13 protein-coding genes are annotated in these 16,390 nt (G+C 52.2%); 5 read left to right on the top strand and 8 right to left on the bottom strand.

From position 1 onward, the window contains the following. Positions 1-44: 44 nt before the first annotated feature. From traT to pdhR, 6 genes are all read right to left on the bottom strand, one after another. The gene (gene traT, locus HV237_RS19705; protein ID WP_043018444.1) at positions 45-776 is read right to left on the bottom strand and encodes a conjugal transfer complement resistance protein TraT; all 732 of its coding nucleotides are present in this window, start codon (positions 774-776) and stop codon (positions 45-47) included. 260 nt (positions 777-1,036) lie between these two features. Then, positions 1,037-1,495 carry an IS200/IS605 family transposase gene (gene tnpA, locus HV237_RS19710; RefSeq protein ID WP_181541586.1) on the bottom strand — a complete coding sequence of 153 codons (459 nt, stop codon included), beginning with the start codon at positions 1,493-1,495 and terminating at the stop codon, positions 1,037-1,039. Positions 1,496-1,682: 187 nt separating this feature from the next. Beyond that, positions 1,683-3,107: a dihydrolipoyl dehydrogenase gene (gene lpdA, locus HV237_RS19715; protein ID WP_016155701.1), complete on the bottom strand. Its 1,425-nt coding sequence runs from the start codon at positions 3,105-3,107 to the stop codon at positions 1,683-1,685. Between the two features lie 175 nt (positions 3,108-3,282). Beyond that, entirely contained in the window at positions 3,283-5,163 is a 1,881-nt protein-coding gene (aceF, locus tag HV237_RS19720) for a pyruvate dehydrogenase complex dihydrolipoyllysine-residue acetyltransferase (protein WP_016155700.1), read from the bottom strand. Between the two features lie 14 nt (positions 5,164-5,177). Then, a complete protein-coding gene (gene aceE / locus HV237_RS19725) occupies positions 5,178-7,841 on the bottom strand; it encodes a pyruvate dehydrogenase (acetyl-transferring), homodimeric type (protein ID WP_016151717.1) in 2,664 nt (887 codons plus the stop codon). Between the two features lie 162 nt (positions 7,842-8,003). After that, positions 8,004-8,768: a pyruvate dehydrogenase complex transcriptional repressor PdhR gene (gene pdhR / locus HV237_RS19730; protein ID WP_003018699.1), complete on the bottom strand. Its 765-nt coding sequence runs from the start codon at positions 8,766-8,768 to the stop codon at positions 8,004-8,006. A gap of 564 nt (positions 8,769-9,332) precedes the next feature. Between pdhR and aroP the strand changes: the two genes are divergently transcribed. From aroP to HV237_RS19745, 3 genes are all read left to right on the top strand, one after another. Further along, on the top strand, positions 9,333-10,706 hold the full coding sequence (gene aroP / locus HV237_RS19735; protein WP_085951098.1) for an aromatic amino acid transporter AroP: 1,374 nt from the start codon (positions 9,333-9,335) through the stop codon (positions 10,704-10,706). 157 nt (positions 10,707-10,863) lie between these two features. Continuing rightward, entirely contained in the window at positions 10,864-12,270 is a 1,407-nt protein-coding gene (locus HV237_RS19740; RefSeq protein ID WP_047358325.1) for an MFS transporter, read from the top strand. Beyond that, a complete protein-coding gene (locus HV237_RS19745) occupies positions 12,270-13,220 on the top strand; it encodes a family 43 glycosylhydrolase (protein ID WP_047358326.1) in 951 nt (316 codons plus the stop codon). The genes HV237_RS19740 and HV237_RS19745 overlap by 1 nt, the downstream gene beginning before the upstream one ends. Positions 13,221-13,305: 85 nt before the next feature. On the opposite strand, the gene ampE is transcribed toward HV237_RS19745, so the two are convergent. Further along, positions 13,306-14,160 carry a beta-lactamase regulator AmpE gene (gene ampE, locus HV237_RS19750; RefSeq protein ID WP_016155697.1) on the bottom strand — a complete coding sequence of 285 codons (855 nt, stop codon included), beginning with the start codon at positions 14,158-14,160 and terminating at the stop codon, positions 13,306-13,308. Then, entirely contained in the window at positions 14,157-14,720 is a 564-nt protein-coding gene (ampD, locus tag HV237_RS19755) for a 1,6-anhydro-N-acetylmuramyl-L-alanine amidase AmpD (protein WP_065554758.1), read from the bottom strand. The genes ampE and ampD overlap by 4 nt, the downstream gene beginning before the upstream one ends. An 87-nt stretch (positions 14,721-14,807) precedes the next feature. Between ampD and nadC the strand changes: the two genes are divergently transcribed. Next, positions 14,808-15,701, top strand: coding sequence for a carboxylating nicotinate-nucleotide diphosphorylase (nadC, locus tag HV237_RS19760; RefSeq protein WP_047358402.1), 894 nt, complete (start codon positions 14,808-14,810; stop codon positions 15,699-15,701). 242 nt (positions 15,702-15,943) lie between these two features. Next, positions 15,944-16,381: a prepilin peptidase-dependent pilin gene (ppdD, locus tag HV237_RS19765; protein ID WP_016151710.1), complete on the top strand. Its 438-nt coding sequence runs from the start codon at positions 15,944-15,946 to the stop codon at positions 16,379-16,381. Positions 16,382-16,390 lie beyond the last annotated feature (9 nt).

Genomic DNA, 16,390 nt, shown 5'->3' on the forward strand with positions numbered 1-16,390 from the left:
AGTTGACCGGGGAAGCGCCCCCCCTCCGGCCAACTCACGAGAGATTACAGGATGTTAGCGACGGATTTCGCCAGCTGCGCTTCCAGAACCGGTTTCGCTTCTTCGAACTTCAGGTTCACTTTGTTGGCATTAGAGACGACGCGGGTCTGGTATTTTGCGCGATCGCCCTGCGCGCTGCTGGTTTGCAGCTTGATACCAGACGTGCCCTGGCGCAGTGCGGCAACGTTATCCGTTGTCACTTTCGCTTTGCTGCGCTCAGAGATTTGCAGGTCAGTGACCATGGTGTAGTTCACGTCTTCTACCATGGCATCCGCGGCCATACCGATCAGCCCCGCCGCCAGGCCAACGCCCAGCGCCGCGCCGGAGGAGTTGCTGTTATAGGCAGTGATCCCCGCTCCCAACGCAGCACCCACCGCTGCCCCTTCATAGCCGGTCTTCAGGAAGCCCTGAGCTTCACGCAGATCCATTTTGTCCGCTTTCAGTACGTTCGCCTGTACCCAGTAGTAAGCGCTGTCTGGTGAACTGGTCACTTTATAGCCCTTCGCAGACAGGTCGTTTGCCAGCAGGGTTTGCAGGTTGCTCATGTCTTTATCAGAAGTGTTTTTTACTTGAATGTAGACGGTCTTCTCGCTGGAAGGCTCCAGCCAGATGGTTTCACTCATCTGCGTTTTCACTTCGAGATTACGTTTTTTAACGGCGGTGGTCATCGCGCCACAACCAGTCAGCGTCATTGTCGCGACAACCATGCCAACAACCGCGATTTTTTTTAAAGACATGTTATTTCCTTTTTTCGTGTAATAGAGAATCCAGAGCCTCTTAACCGCGCGGCCAGTAGCCACACAATGGCGAAAAAAGTATCGGCAGTTGCGCAATTTTTTTTAGTGGAAATATCAATAAGATGACTACCAGAACTGGTAGCTTTCAGGCAATAAATATCCTCCGGCATAGCCGGAGGTTTTTCGGATGCGCCTATAAGGCTCTGTTACCAGCCGCGCCCTAACAGGCGCATACGATCTGACATTTGCATCAGACTTCGTTACTTACGGCCCGTAAACGGGCTACCCGGATAAGCGATCGATAACTGCTCACCCATTTTATCTTCTGCAAGCTGGTGCTTTATGTATTCCTGTATCTTCACCGTGTTCTTACCCACCGTATCTACGTAGTATCCCCGGCACCAGAACTCTCTATTCCTGTACTTGAATTTCATATCCCCAAACTGTTCATACAGCATCAGACTGCTTTTCCCTTTCAGATACCCCATAAAGCCGGATACGCTTATTTTGGGTGGGATTTCCACAAGCATATGGATATGATCCGCACAGCATTCCGCTTCCAGGATCCGCACGTTTTTCCACTCACACAGCTTTCTTAAGATGCTGCCTATCGCCCTGCGTTTCTCCCCGTAGAATGCTTGTCTCCGGTATTTGGGCGCAAAAACTATGTGATATTTACAGTTCCATCGGGTGTGCGCTAAGCTCTTTTCGTCCCCCATTGGGACCCCCTTTTGATTTCTTGTTAAACATTTGCAGTTGCCAGACCGCAATGTGTTTTAACAAATCAAAAGGGGTTTTAATAACTGGCCCAAAGCTGAAAGCTTTCCGGAACCCCCAGCCTAGCAGGGGGTTTTCTGTGCACAAAAAAAACGCCTCCGAAGAGGCGTTTTCACAAAAGCGGGAAGATTACTTTTTCTTCGCTTTCGGGTTTGGCAGGTCGGTGATGCTACCTTCGAACACTTCTGCCGCCAGGCCCACAGACTCGTGCAGAGTCGGGTGCGCGTGGATGGTCAGCGCGATGTCTTCAGCATCACAACCCATTTCGATCGCCAGACCGATTTCACCCAGAAGCTCGCCGCCGTTGGTACCGACAATCGCACCACCGATAACACGGTGAGATTCTTTGTCGAAAATCAGTTTAGTCATACCGTCTGCGCAGTCGGAAGCGATAGCACGACCAGAAGCAGCCCACGGGAAGGTGGCGGTCTCAAAGCTGATGCCTTTCTCTTTCGCTTCTTTCTCAGTCAGGCCAACCCATGCAACTTCTGGTTCAGTGTATGCGATGGATGGGATAACTTTCGGATCGAAGTAGTGTTTCTTACCGGCGATAACTTCAGCGGCAACGTGACCTTCGTGAACACCTTTGTGCGCCAGCATCGGCTGACCGACGATATCGCCGATAGCAAAGATGTGCGGCACGTTGGTACGCAGCTGTTTGTCAACGCGGATGAAGCCACGGTCATCAACTTCCACGCCAGCTTTGCCCGCGTCGAGGTTTTTGCCGTTCGGTACACGACCGATAGCCACCAGCACTGCATCGTAACGCTGAGCTTCAGCAGGCGCTTTTTTGCCTTCCATGGAAACGTAGATACCGTCTTCTTTCGCTTCAACGGCAGTTACTTTGGTTTCCAGCATCAGGTTGAATTTCTTGCTGATGCGTTTGGTAAAGACTTTAACCACGTCTTTATCGGCAGCCGGGATAACCTGGTCGAACATTTCAACCACGTCGATCTCTGAACCCAGCGCATGGTAAACGGTACCCATTTCCAGACCGATAATACCGCCGCCCATTACCAGCAGGCGCTTAGGAACAGTTTTCAGTTCCAGTGCATCGGTGGAATCCCACACGCGCGGATCTTCATGCGGAATGAATGGCAGTTCGATCGGACGGGAACCCGCCGCGATGATCGCGTTGTCAAAGTTGATCACGGTTTTGCCGTTTTCACCTTCAACTTCCAGGGTGTTTGCCCCGGTAAATTTACCCAGACCGTTAACCACTTTCACTTTACGGCCTTTGGCCATACCCGCCAGACCGCCGGTCAGTTGAGTGATAACTTTTTCTTTCCAGGTACGAATCTTGTCGATATCGGTTTTCGGCTCGCCAAAAACGATACCGTGTTCAGCCAGCGCTTTGGCTTCTTCGATAACTTTTGCTACGTGCAGCAGCGCTTTAGAAGGGATACAGCCGACGTTCAGACAAACACCACCGAGGGTGCTGTAACGTTCTACGATGACGGTCTCCAGACCTAAATCTGCGCAACGGAAGGCAGCAGAGTAACCTGCAGGGCCTGCCCCAAGTACCACGACCTGAGTTTTGATTTCAGTGCTCATCATGACCTCTTAATTTATACCCGTCGTCCACCGGGTCGTTCTATCCGCCCGTATTTTACAAAATTGTTAACAATTTTGAAACAACAAACGGCAACCGATTTGTCTTTCGCACAATAACCTCACTGACTTCATGAGATTACCAGAAAAAAGCCGGCCGTCGGGCCGGCTTTTTCGCTTACATCACCAGGCGGCGAATGTCAGACAGCATGTTGTTGATGATGGTGATAAAGCGCGCACCATCAGCACCGTCGATTACGCGGTGGTCGAAGGAGAGCGAAATCGGCATCATCAGACGCGGCATAAACTCTTTACCGTTCCACACTGGCTCCATAGAGGACTTGGAGACACCGAGGATAGCCACTTCCGGCGCGTTCACAATCGGCGCGAAGTGGGTCGTACCCAGGCCACCGATGCTGGAGATGGTGAAGCAACCGCCCTGCATTTCGCCAGCGGTCAGCTTGCCATCACGCGCTTTCTTGGAGATGGTGGTCAGTTCACGAGACAGCTCGGTAATGCTCTTCTTGTTCACGTCTTTGAAGACCGGAACAACCAGACCATTCGGCGTATCTACCGCGACACCGATGTTGATGTATTTTTTCAGGGTCAGACGCTGACCGTCTTCAGACAGAGAGCTGTTGAAGCGCGGCATCTGTTCCAGAGCGGCGGCAACGGCTTTCATGATGAAGACCACTGGCGTGAATTTCACATCCAGTTTACGTTTTTCAGCTTCGGCGTTCTGCTGTTTACGGAACGCTTCCAGATCGGTGATATCGGTCTTGTCGAAGTGAGTAACGTGCGGGATCATCACCCAGTTACGGCTCAGGTTAGCACCAGAGATTTTCTGGATACGGCCCAGTTCCACTTCTTCGATTTCACCAAACTTGCTGAAGTCCACTTTCGGCCAAGGCAGCATGCCCGGAATACCGCCGCCTGCTGCTGCCGGAGCAGCTTCAGCACGCTTGATAGCGTCTTTCACGTAAGCCTGAACGTCTTCACGCAGGATACGACCTTTACGGCCAGAACCTTTCACTTTCGCCAGGTTTACACCGAACTCGCGCGCTAGGCGACGAATCAGCGGCGTTGCATGAACGTAAGCGTCGTTCTCAGCGAACTCAGATTTACCTTCCGCTTTCGCGGCCGGAGCTGCGGCTGGTTTAGCAGCCTGAGCCGGTGCAGCTGCAGAGGCTGGAGCAGCCGCGGCAGCAGGTGCTGCGCCTTCAACTTCGAAGATCATAATCAGAGAACCGGTTTTGACTTTGTCGCCGGTGCTGATTTTGATTTCTTTCACGGTGCCCGCGAACGGTGCCGGAACTTCCATCGACGCTTTATCGCCTTCAACGGTAATCAGTGACTGCTCAGCGGCAATTTTATCGCCCACTTTAACCATCACTTCAGTGACTTCAACTTCGTCACCGCCGATATCCGGAACGTTAACCTCTTTCGAGCCAGAAGCTGCCGGAGCCGCCGCTGCTGCTGGAGCTGCCGCCTGAGCCGGTGCTGCAGCAGGCGCTGCGCCTGCAACTTCGAAGACCATAATCAGAGAACCGGTAGACACTTTGTCGCCCGTGTTGATTTTGATCTCTTTAACGGTGCCCGCGAACGGCGCCGGAACTTCCATCGACGCTTTATCGCCTTCAACGGTGATCAGAGACTGTTCAGCCGCAACGGTGTCGCCCACTTTAACCATAACCTCGGTAACTTCGACTTCGTCACCGCCGATGTCCGGTACGTGTACTTCTTTCTCCGCTGCCGCAGCAGGTGCTGCTGCCGGAGCGGCTTCTTTCTTCTCTTCTGCCGGAGCAGGTGCAGCGGCTGCTGCACCATCGGCGGAATCGAAAATCATGATCAGTTTGCCGGTCTCAGTTTTGTCGCCAACAGAGACTTTGATCTCTTTAACGATACCTGCCTGAGGAGACGGAACTTCCATAGAGGCTTTGTCGCCTTCTACGGTGATCAGCGACTGTTCAGCTTCAACTTTGTCGCCTACTTTGACCAGGATCTCGGTGATTTCAACTTCATCAGCCCCGATGTCCGGTACATTGATTTCGATAGCCATTATTCTTTTACCTCTTACGCCAGACGCGGGTTAACTTTATCTGCATCGATGTTGAATTTGATGATTGCGTCAGCAACCACTTTCTTATCGATTTCGCCACGTTTAGCCAGTTCGCCCAGGGCCGCTACAACCACATAAGAAGCATCAACTTCAAAGTGGTGACGCAGGTTTTCACGGCTGTCAGAGCGACCGAAGCCGTCAGTACCCAGTACGCGATAATCATCAGCCGGTACATAAGTACGAACCTGTTCGGCAAACAGTTTCATATAGTCAGTAGATGCCACTGCCGGAGCGTCGTTCATCACCTGAGCGATGTACGGAACGCGCGGAGTTTCCATCGGGTGCAGCATGTTCCAGCGTTCACAATCCTGGCCATCACGCGCCAGTTCAGTGAAGGAGGTTACGCTGTAAACGTCAGAACCTACACCGTAGTCGTTCGCCAGGATCTGTGCTGCTTCACGCACGTGACGCAGGATAGAACCGGAGCCCAGCAGCTGAACTTTACCTTTCTTACCTTCGAGGGTTTCGAGTTTGTAGATACCTTTACGGATACCTTCCTCGGCACCTGCTGGCATTGCCGGCATGTGGTAGTTTTCGTTCAGCGTGGTGATGTAGTAGTAAACGTTCTCTTGTTTCTCACCGTACATACGCTCCAGACCATCGTGCATGATGACCGCAACTTCGTACGCGTAAGACGGATCGTAAGAGATACAGTTCGGGATAGTCAGAGACTGAATATGGCTGTGACCATCTTCGTGCTGCAGACCTTCGCCGTTCAGCGTCGTACGACCAGAAGTTCCCCCTACCAGGAAGCCGCGAGCCTGTTGGTCGCCTGCCTGCCAGCACAGGTCACCGATACGCTGGAATCCGAACATGGAGTAGTAGATGTAGAACGGAATCATCGGCAGATCGTTGGTGCTGTAGGAGGTCGCAGCAGCCAGCCAGGATGCGCCAGCACCCAGTTCGTTGATGCCTTCCTGCAGGATCTGACCTTTCTCGTCTTCTTTATAGTAAGCAACCTGCTCACGGTCCTGCGGGGTGTACTGCTGACCGTTCGGGCTGTAGATACCGATCTGACGGAACAGACCTTCCATACCGAAAGTACGCGCTTCATCAGCGATGATCGGAACCAGACGATCTTTGATCGACTTGTTCTTCAGCATCACGTTCAGGGCACGAACGAAAGCGATAGTGGTGGAGATTTCTTTGTTCTGCTCTTCCAGCAGCGCACCGAAGTCTTCCAGAGCAGGCAGTTCCAGCTTCTCGGTGAAGTTCGGCTGACGAGCAGGCAGATAGCCGTGCAGTTTCTGACGCTGAGCGTGCAGATAAGTGTGCTCTTCAGAACCTTCCGGGAAGGTGATGTAAGACAGGTTTTCAACCTGCTCATCGGTCACAGGAACGTTGAAACGGTCGCGGATATAACGTACGCCGTCCATGTTCATTTTCTTAACCTGGTGAGCGATGTTTTTACCTTCGGCGGTGTCACCCATGCCGTAACCTTTGATGGTATGGGCCAGGATTACAGTTGCTTTGCCTTTGGTTTCCTGCGCTTTCTTCAGTGCAGCGTAGACTTTCTTCGGATCGTGACCACCACGGTTCAGCGCCCAAATCTGCTCGTCAGTCCAGTCAGCAACCAGGGCTGCGGTTTCCGGGTATTTACCGAAGAAGTGCTCACGTACGTATGCGCCATCTTTGGATTTAAAGGTCTGGTAGTCGCCGTCAACGGTTTCGTTCATCAGTTGGATCAGTTTACCGCTGGTATCTTTACGCAGCAGCTCATCCCAACGACCGCCCCACATGACTTTGATAACGTTCCAGCCAGCGCCCGCGAAGATGCCTTCCAGTTCGTTGACAATCTTGCCGTTACCGGTGACCGGACCGTCAAGACGCTGCAGGTTACAGTTGATAACAAAGACCAGGTTGTCCAGTTTCTCACGGGTCGCGATGGTGATAGCACCCTTAGATTCTGGCTCATCCATTTCGCCGTCGCCCAGGAAGGCGTAAACGGTTTGTTTAGAGGTATCTTTCAGGCCACGGTGTTCCAGATATTTCAGGAACTTAGCCTGGTAGATTGCACCGATTGGGCCCAGACCCATAGATACGGTCGGGAACTGCCAGAATTCCGGCATCAGTTTCGGGTGCGGGTAGGAAGACAGGCCTTTGCCATGTACTTCCTGACGGAAGTTGTTCATCTGCTCTTCAGTCAGACGACCTTCCAGGAATGCGCGAGCGTAGATGCCCGGAGAGATGTGGCCCTGGAAGTAAACCAGATCGCCGCCATCCTGTTCGTTGCGTGCACGGAAGAAGTGGTTGAAGCAAACATCATACACCGTTGCGGAGGACTGGAAGGATGCCATGTGGCCACCCAGCTCGAGGTCCTTTTTAGACGCGCGCAGTACGGTCATGATGGCGTTCCAGCGGATAGCAGAACGAATACGACGCTCCAGCTCCAGATTGCCCGGGTATTCCGGTTCATCTTCAACGGCAATAGTGTTTACATAATTGCTGGCCCCAGCACCTGCCGCTACTTTCACGCCGCCTTTGCGAGCTTCTGAAAGCAGTTGGTCGATCAGATACTGAGCACGCTCAACACCTTCTTCACGGATGACCGATTCGATCGCCTGTAGCCAGTCGCGAGTTTCGATCGGATCCACGTCATTTGGGAAACGTTCTGACATGGGGGTATTCCTTATCTATCTAATACGTTGAGTTATCTGGAACCTGTCCCATTACGTTCTCACCAGAGAGCGTAATAAGACAGGTTCTGCGTTTAGTTGCCGCGCCTTTCGATAGCGCTTGATTTACAACATCTTCTGGTTAACGTTCTGCCAGAAAAATCACTAATTCTTTCGTTGCTCCAGACGGCGTAAGGCGCGTTCACGACGGCTTTCCTCACGGCTCCTGTCCAGCAGAATCTCTTCGATAAACGCCAGGTGACGGTGAGACGCTTCACGCGCTTCTTCAGGCTTCCCGGCGATAATTGCTTCAAAGATGCGGGTACGGTGACTGCTCACCAGCGGCAGCATCTCGCGACGCGCATACAGCAATTCGAAGTTTTGCCGAACGTTCTGGGCCAGCATCGGCTCCATACACCTTAGCAAATGGAGCAGCACCACATTATGTGCCGCTTCGGTGACAGCAATTTGATACTGGAGTACCGCGTCAGATTCGCCGTCAAGATCGCCGGACTGTTGAGCAAGCTCGATCGCATGGTGGAGTTCACGGATACGCGTTTTGTCTTCATCCGTGCTGCGCAGTGCAGCGTAATAGGCTGCAATACCTTCCAGCGCATGGCGCGTCTCAAGCAGGTCAAACTGGGATTCAGGATGGTCGGAGAGCAGCTCTACCAGTGGGTCGCTAAAGCTCTGCCACAGGCTGCTCTGAACAAAAGTGCCACCGCCCTGACGACGAAGCAGTAACCCCTTCGCTTCAAGGCGTTGGATCGCCTCGCGTAAGGAGGGGCGGGAGACGTCGAACTGTTTTGCCAGCTCGCGTTCCGGTGGGAGTTTTTCTCCGGGGCGAAGTGTCCCCTCAAGAATTAAAAACTCCAGCTGCTGCTCAATCACATCGGAGAGTTTTGGTTGGCGGATTTTGCTGTAGGCCATGATTTCCTGTCTTAAGCCATTTGCCCGGAGTCAATTGGTCTTACCAATTTCATGTTCTTGACGCTAAAGTAACAAAGTATTCACCTTCTGTCCATACAGGTTTTGATTGAAATCAGTAAAGGGGGCATATTTTAACAACATTACAGAAATAACGTTTCAAACATGTAACTATGCACAAATGTTAAATTTACCCACCACGGGGTAGTTTTAACGGAATTGAAACGAAAAAATATCTTATCTGAACCGATTCACCTGATTATTTATCGACACATTAGCCACAATTAGTGAATAAAAATTCAAAATGGAAATTTTGTGGTAGATAAACTCGCATTTACAAATGGTTTCTTTTTATTCAACTCGTCATCTTGCCCGCATAAAGCAGGTGCATTCGCGCTCACATATCATTATTCTGATCAAGACAAAAGCATTGAGGCAACATTTTATCTAAAGCATCTGTAAACAAATAAATACAACAAACGGAATTGCAAACTTACACACGCATTGCTGCGTAGTTCAAAAAATAAGTACTCGAAATATGAAGAGTAAAACCACACACGAGGTTTAATGATGGAAAGTCAACAGCATGGCGATCAGCTCAAGCGCGGTCTTAAGAACCGCCATATACAGCTAATCGCGCTGGGTGGCGCGATTGGTACCGGGTTATTCCTCGGTAGCGCATCCGTTATCCAGTCTGCAGGACCGGGTATTATTCTGGGTTACGCAATTGCCGGCTTTATCGCCTTTTTGATTATGCGTCAGTTAGGTGAAATGGTGGTTGAAGAGCCGGTTGCAGGCTCCTTTAGCCACTTTGCTTATAAATACTGGGGCGGTTTTGCGGGCTTCTCTTCTGGCTGGAACTATTGGGTACTGTACGTCCTGGTTGCCATGGCTGAACTGACTGCCGTAGGTAAATACATCCAGTTCTGGTATCCGGATATCCCCACCTGGGTTTCTGCTGCAGCCTTCTTCGTGCTGATCAACGCCATCAACCTGACCAACGTGAAAGTGTTTGGGGAAATGGAGTTCTGGTTCGCCATTATTAAAGTCATTGCCGTGGTTGCGATGATTCTGTTCGGCGGCTGGTTGCTGTTTAGCGGCAACGGCGGCCCGCAGGCCAGCGTCAGTAACCTGTGGAGTCAGGGTGGCTTCCTGCCGCACGGCTTCACCGGTCTGGTGATGATGATGGCTATTATTATGTTCTCTTTCGGTGGGCTGGAGCTGGTCGGGATCACCGCAGCAGAAGCCGATAACCCGGAGCAAAGCATTCCCAAAGCAACCAACCAGGTTATCTACCGTATCCTGATTTTCTATGTAGGTTCGCTGGCTGTTCTGCTTTCCCTGATGCCGTGGACGCGCGTCACGGCTGATACCAGCCCGTTTGTCCTTATTTTCCACGAGCTGGGCGACACCTTTGTTGCCAATGCTCTGAACATCGTAGTGCTGACCGCTGCCCTTTCTGTCTATAACAGCTGCGTATACTGCAACAGCCGTATGCTGTTCGGTCTGGCACAGCAGGGCAACGCGCCAAAAGCGCTGATGAACGTCGACAAACGCGGCGTACCGGTGAACACCATTCTGGTCTCCGCGCTGGTTACGGCTCTGTGTGTACTGATCAACTATCTGGCACCGGAATCCGCCTTTGGCCTGCTGATGGCGCTGGTGGTTTCCGCACTGGTGATCAACTGGGCAATGATTAGCCTGGCGCACATGAAGTTCCGCAAAGCCAAACAGCAGCAAGGCGTTACCACCCGTTTCCCGGCGCTGCTCTATCCGCTTGGTAACTGGGTATGTCTGATTTTCATGGCTGCAGTGCTGGTGATTATGCTGATGACGCCGGGCATGGCGATTTCGGTGTACTTAATCCCTGTATGGATTGCCATTCTTGGCATCGGCTATTTGTGCAAACAGAAAACCGCCAAAGTAGCTAAAGCACATTAATTCTCCCTCCCCCACCTACCTCAGGTGGGGGTTGTTACCTGCCTCACACTTTCCCACTCACGACTGTTTCGTCCATATCACTGGCGTTATCCTGCAACGCAAAAACACCTCTGCCAGACAATAATTATCTCCATATCTTATTAATGGAGTGCAGTTGATGGAAACCAGTAAGCTCACGGTGAAAGAAAAGATCGGCTATGGAATGGGCGACGCCGGATGCAACATCATCTTTGGCGCCATCATGTTGTTTGTTAACTATTTTTACACAGATATTTTTGGCCTGGCACCGGCCCTGGTCGGCGTGTTACTGCTCTCAGTACGCGTTATAGATGCCGTTACCGACCCTATTATGGGCGCGATGGCCGACCGCACCCGCAGCAAATATGGTCGATTTCGTCCATGGCTTTTGTGGATGGCTTTCCCATACGCATTATTTAGCGTACTCATGTTTACCACCCCTGAGTGGACATATAACAGCAAAGTAATCTATGCGTTCGTCACCTACTTCCTGCTCTCTATCACCTATACGGCGATCAATATCCCTTACTGCTCGCTCGGCAGCGTCATCACTAACGATCCAAAGGAACGTGTCGCCTGCCAGTCATATCGCTTTGTGTTGGTAGGAATTGCAACCCTGCTGCTCTCCCTCACCTTGCTGCCAATGGCGGACTGGTTTGGCGGGGAAGATAAAGCTAAAGGCTATCAGATGGCGATGGCAGTGCTGGCCTTCATCGGCATGTGTATGTTCCTGTTTTGCTTTGCAACCGTCCGTGAGCGCGTACGTCCTGCCGTCCCGACTAACGACGATTTAAAAGCCGACCTGAAAGACGTATGGAAGAACGATCAGTGGGTAAAAATCCTGCTGTTAACCCTGTGCAACGTCTGTCCGGGCTTTATTCGCATGGCTGCCACCATGTACTACGTAACCTGGGTTATGCAGCAAAGCACGCAGTTCGCAACGCTGTTTATCAGCCTTGGCGTTGTGGGCATGATGATCGGCAGCATGCTGGCGAAGGTGTTAACCGATCGCTGGTGCAAACTGAAAGTCTTCTTCTGGACCAATATCATCCTGGCGATTTTCTCCGGCGCGTTTTACTTCTTCGCTCCTAAAGCCACCATGATGATTATGGTGCTTTACTTCCTGCTCAACATTCTGCATCAGATCCCATCCCCACTGCACTGGTCGCTGATGGCGGATGTCGATGATTACGGCGAGTGGAAAACCGGTAAACGTATCACCGGAATCAGCTTCTCCGGCAACCTGTTCTTCTTGAAACTGGGCCTGGCGATTGCCGGAGCGATGGTTGGTTTCCTGCTCTCCTGGTACGGCTACGACGCAGGGGCGAAAGCGCAAAGCGACTCCGCCATTAACGGTATTATGTTGCTGTTTACCATCATACCGGGTGTAGGCTACCTGATTACCGCAGGCGTAGTTCGTCTGCTGAAAGTTGACCGCGAGTTTATGCAACAAATCCAGACAGATTTAGAAAAGCGCCGCGCCAACTACCGTGAACTGAATGAGTACCACGATATAAAAACGACTGAAAACGTAAGGAAAGCCTAATGAGTCAGTGGCCAAATCCCTTTATTGAACAGCGTGCCGACCCGTTTATTTTACGTGACGGTAGCCACTACTATTTCATTGCTTCAGTGCCCGAATACGATCGTCTGGAGATCCGCCGGGCGGACTCGCTGGAAGGGTTACGCACCGCTATCCCGGTTGTCGTCTGGCGCAAACCAGAAAACGGCCCCATGAGCCAGCTGATCTGGGCACCTGAGATCCATCGTCTGGCAGGCAAGTGGTACATCTATTTTGCCGCCGCCCACACACAGGCGCTCGACAAGCTGGGGATGTTCCAGCACCGTATGTTTGCGCTCGAATGTGCAGACGCCGATCCGCTGACCGGCCAATGGACAGAGAAAGGGCAGATTAAAACGCAGTTTGATACCTTCGCGCTCGATGCCACCACCTTTAACCATCAGGGAAAACAGTGGTATCTGTGGGCACAGAAATCCCCCGATATCTCCGGAAACTCCAATATCTATCTCGCCGAACTGGAAAATCCATGGACGATTAAAGGCGAGCCGGTAATGCTCAGTCATCCAGAGTATGACTGGGAATGCCGGGGTTTTTGGGTCAACGAAGGCCCGGCCGTCATGGTTCACGGCGATAAGCTGTTTATCAGCTATTCCGCCAGCGCCACCGATGAGAACTACTGTATGGGATTATTGTGGATTGATCTCAATGCCGATCCGCTCAACCCGCAGAACTGGCACAAATCGCCGCGCCCGGTCTTTACCACCAGCTACGAAAACCGCCAATACGGGCCGGGACACAACAGCTTTACGCAAACGCCGGAAGGAGAAGATGTGCTTGTGTACCACGCGAGAAATTACACTGAAATCGAGGGCGATCCGCTATACGATCCAAACCGCCACACTCGTCTGAAGCTGGTGCGCTGGAACGAAAACGGGATGCCAGATTTTGGCATCCCACCTGCTGATACGCTTTGAAAGATTGGCCCGCAAGCACCAAGCGACCGGGCCAATCTTTTTTCCTCGACGGATAAGCGCAACGCCATCCACCAATAATAATGGCTTAAATTAATGTTCCATAAATGGTCAACACGGCAATGACCACCACCACCACAAACGAGGTCTTCTTCGCCATCGAAACCGCGGCTTTTGGCGTTGCGACTTTATCGGTATGTGGTTCACGCGCTAAAGAAAACTGCGCAAGGCGAGTAAGCACCTGATATTGCGAAGTATGCAGATCCGCCAGCGACGCAAACCAGGCAGGCAACGCCTTCTCGCCGTGCCCCAGCAGCGCATAGACGACACCCGCCAGGCGCACCGGGATCCAATCCAGCACATGCAGGATCGCATCGATACCTGATTGCAAACGCTGGTGTGGCGTCTGATAGCGCGCCAGCCAAGACTGCCAGGCACGTAGAAAGGCATAACCCACCAGCGTCACCGGTCCCCACGGGCCACCGACAATCAGCCAGAATAACGGCGCAAGATAAAAGCGAAAGTTGTTCCATAACAGCGCGTTCTGCAGTTCGCGCAAGAACTCACGCTCATCGCACTCAGGCGGAATCCCATGAATCAGGGTCAGCTCGCTGGCCATCGCTTCACGGGCGTGAGCGTCATCGCGAGCAGCCGCGTTCAGATAGGCATGATAATGAAGACGCGTCTTGCCAGCGCCGATGCACAGCAAACCAATTAAGATCCACGCCACCAGCAAAGGCACGTTAAACAACAGGCCTTGAAGTGCGCGCAGCAGCAGGAATGTCACCCCCATCGCAATAAGGGCCATGCCTACCGTACGCATCATCGAAAAATGCTTCACCCGGCGGAAAAAAGCTTCAACCCGGTGATCAAGCTGCCAGTGCTCACCCAGCTTAAACAGGCGTTCAACAATCAACACCAGTAATGTTGTAAACAGCGTCATGTCATCTCCTTGTGCGACGAGGGGGTGACCAGGGCGCGAAACCTTGCCCAGTCAAAATAGGGCCCGGGATCGGTCTTACGCTCGGGCGCAATATTGCAATGTCCTGTCATGTTGTTGGCAATGGCCGGATAACACGTAATCAGGGCATTCGTCACGGCTGCCAGTTGCTGATACTGCGCATCGGTATAGGCCAGCGTATCCGTCCCTTCCAGCTCAATACCAATTGAGAAATCATTACAGCGTTCGCGGCCTTGATAGTTCGACACGCCAGCATGCCAGGCGCGTTTATCAAAGGGGACATACTGCACGATTTCACCGTCACGGCGAATTAAACAATGTGCCGAAACGCGCAAATGGGCGATCCCGGCAAAATAAGGATGGGCATTGGGATCAATCGTGCCCGTAAACAGCGCATCGATCCACGGGCCGCCAAACTCGCCAGGCGGCAGGCTGATATTATGCACCACCAGCAGAGAAGGGTTTTCGTCATCCGGGCGGCAATCGTAATGAGGAGAGGGAACGCGTCGCGCCTCTGCCAGCCAGCCCTCGTCTAACAACATGCAGAATCTCCTTATTGGTGGTGCTCATATCAGGTTCAGGGTAGCATGTTTCCACCTTATGATTCGTTAGCAATTTGGAGTTTTATCATGCCGCCTCGCCGCTATAACCCTGACTACCGACGTGACGCGCTGTTGGAACGCATAAATCTGGATATCCCTGCCGCTGTAGCTCAGGCGCTGCGTGAAGATTTAGGCGGAGAAGTTGATGCCAATAACGATATCACCGCACAGCTTTTACCCGCGGAGATGCGCTCCCACGCCACCGTGATCACCCGCGAAGATGGCGTTTTTTGTGGAAAACGTTGGGTTGAAGAGGTCTTTATTCAACTGGCGGGCGATGATGTCAACATCACCTGGCATGTCGAAGATGGCGACAGCATTAAGACCAATCAGCCGCTATTTGAACTGGACGGCCCTTCCCGCGTGCTGCTAACCGGCGAACGTACCGCGCTTAATTTTGTACAGACGCTTTCGGGTGTGGCGAGCGAGGTGCGTAAATACGTCGACCTGCTGGCGGGAACAAAAACCCAACTGCTGGATACACGTAAAACTCTGCCGGGGCTGCGTACCGCGCTGAAATACGCCGTATTATGCGGCGGCGGCGCGAATCATCGTCTGGGCCTTTCTGACGCTTTCCTGATTAAAGAAAACCACATTATTGCTTCAGGTTCGGTACGTCAGGCCGTTGAAAAAGCCTTCTGGCTGCACCCGGATGTGCCGGTTGAAGTCGAAGTAGAAAGCCTGGATGAACTGGACGACGCGCTGAAAGCAGGGGCCGACATCATCATGCTCGATAACTTCGAAACTGACCAAATGCGGGAAGCGGTAAAACGCACCAACGGCCAGGCGCGTCTGGAAGTGTCGGGTAACGTCACTCATGAAACTCTGCGCGAATTTGCCGAAACTGGCGTGGATTTCATATCTGTTGGCGCGCTGACCAAGCATGTTCGCGCGCTCGATCTCTCTATGCGTTTTCGCTAATTACTGATGGTTTAGCCCGATAGTACTTTCACTTATCGGGCCCATCACGCCGGTTTTTCTATCAGCCGGATAAGCGTTTACGCCGCCATACGGCTGTTTCTTCGAGCCTCTTCGCAAATACGTTGTCTGACTCTGTAATTTCATAAAAATCCTCGGAACCCGCCTTCCCGTTCTGTTTTTTGCCTCTCGCCGTAAACCCGAGCGTTTGCCAAAGTAGCGCCAGCTAACTCAAGGAGCGAACGATGGACAAGCAACGAGGCTTCACACTTATCGAACTCATGGTGGTCATTGGCATTATTGCCATCCTTAGCGCCATCGGTATTCCGGCTTATCAAAACTATCTGCGCAAAGCCGCGTTAACAGACATGCTGCAAACCTTTGTTCCCTATCGCACGGCGGTTGAGCTCTGTGCGCTGGAGCATGGCGGAACAACAACCTGTGATGCCGGAACGAATGGCATCCCTTCTCCAGCCACCACCCGTTATGTCTCCGCCATGAGCGTTGAAAAAGGGGTGGTCAGCCTCAGCGGACAAGAAAGCCTGAACGGGTTAAGCATCACCATGACGCCGGGTTGGGACAATGCCAACGGTATTACCGGCTGGAGCCGTAACTGCGTTATCCAGAATGACAGCGCATTGCAACAGGCCTGTGAAGACGTTTTCCGTTTCGATATCAATTAAGGAAAAGAG

The sequence above is a fragment of the Citrobacter sp. RHBSTW-00570 genome, from assembly GCF_013739755.1.
Lineage (GTDB): Bacteria > Pseudomonadota > Gammaproteobacteria > Enterobacterales > Enterobacteriaceae > Citrobacter > Citrobacter braakii.

Coding starts and splice junctions, on each gene's coding strand:
- traT (WP_043018444.1), bottom strand. CDS start 776: ATGTCTTTAAAAAAAATCGCGGTTGTTGGCATGGTTGTCGCGACAATG.
- tnpA (WP_181541586.1), bottom strand. CDS start 1,495: ATGGGGGACGAAAAGAGCTTAGCGCACACCCGATGGAACTGTAAATAT.
- lpdA (WP_016155701.1), bottom strand. CDS start 3,107: ATGAGCACTGAAATCAAAACTCAGGTCGTGGTACTTGGGGCAGGCCCT.
- aceF (WP_016155700.1), bottom strand. CDS start 5,163: ATGGCTATCGAAATCAATGTACCGGACATCGGGGCTGATGAAGTTGAA.
- aceE (WP_016151717.1), bottom strand. CDS start 7,841: ATGTCAGAACGTTTCCCAAATGACGTGGATCCGATCGAAACTCGCGAC.
- pdhR (WP_003018699.1), bottom strand. CDS start 8,768: ATGGCCTACAGCAAAATCCGCCAACCAAAACTCTCCGATGTGATTGAG.
- aroP (WP_085951098.1), top strand. CDS start 9,333: ATGATGGAAAGTCAACAGCATGGCGATCAGCTCAAGCGCGGTCTTAAG.
- HV237_RS19740 (WP_047358325.1), top strand. CDS start 10,864: ATGGAAACCAGTAAGCTCACGGTGAAAGAAAAGATCGGCTATGGAATG.
- HV237_RS19745 (WP_047358326.1), top strand. CDS start 12,270: ATGAGTCAGTGGCCAAATCCCTTTATTGAACAGCGTGCCGACCCGTTT.
- ampE (WP_016155697.1), bottom strand. CDS start 14,160: ATGACGCTGTTTACAACATTACTGGTGTTGATTGTTGAACGCCTGTTT.
- ampD (WP_065554758.1), bottom strand. CDS start 14,720: ATGTTGTTAGACGAGGGCTGGCTGGCAGAGGCGCGACGCGTTCCCTCT.
- nadC (WP_047358402.1), top strand. CDS start 14,808: ATGCCGCCTCGCCGCTATAACCCTGACTACCGACGTGACGCGCTGTTG.
- ppdD (WP_016151710.1), top strand. CDS start 15,944: ATGGACAAGCAACGAGGCTTCACACTTATCGAACTCATGGTGGTCATT.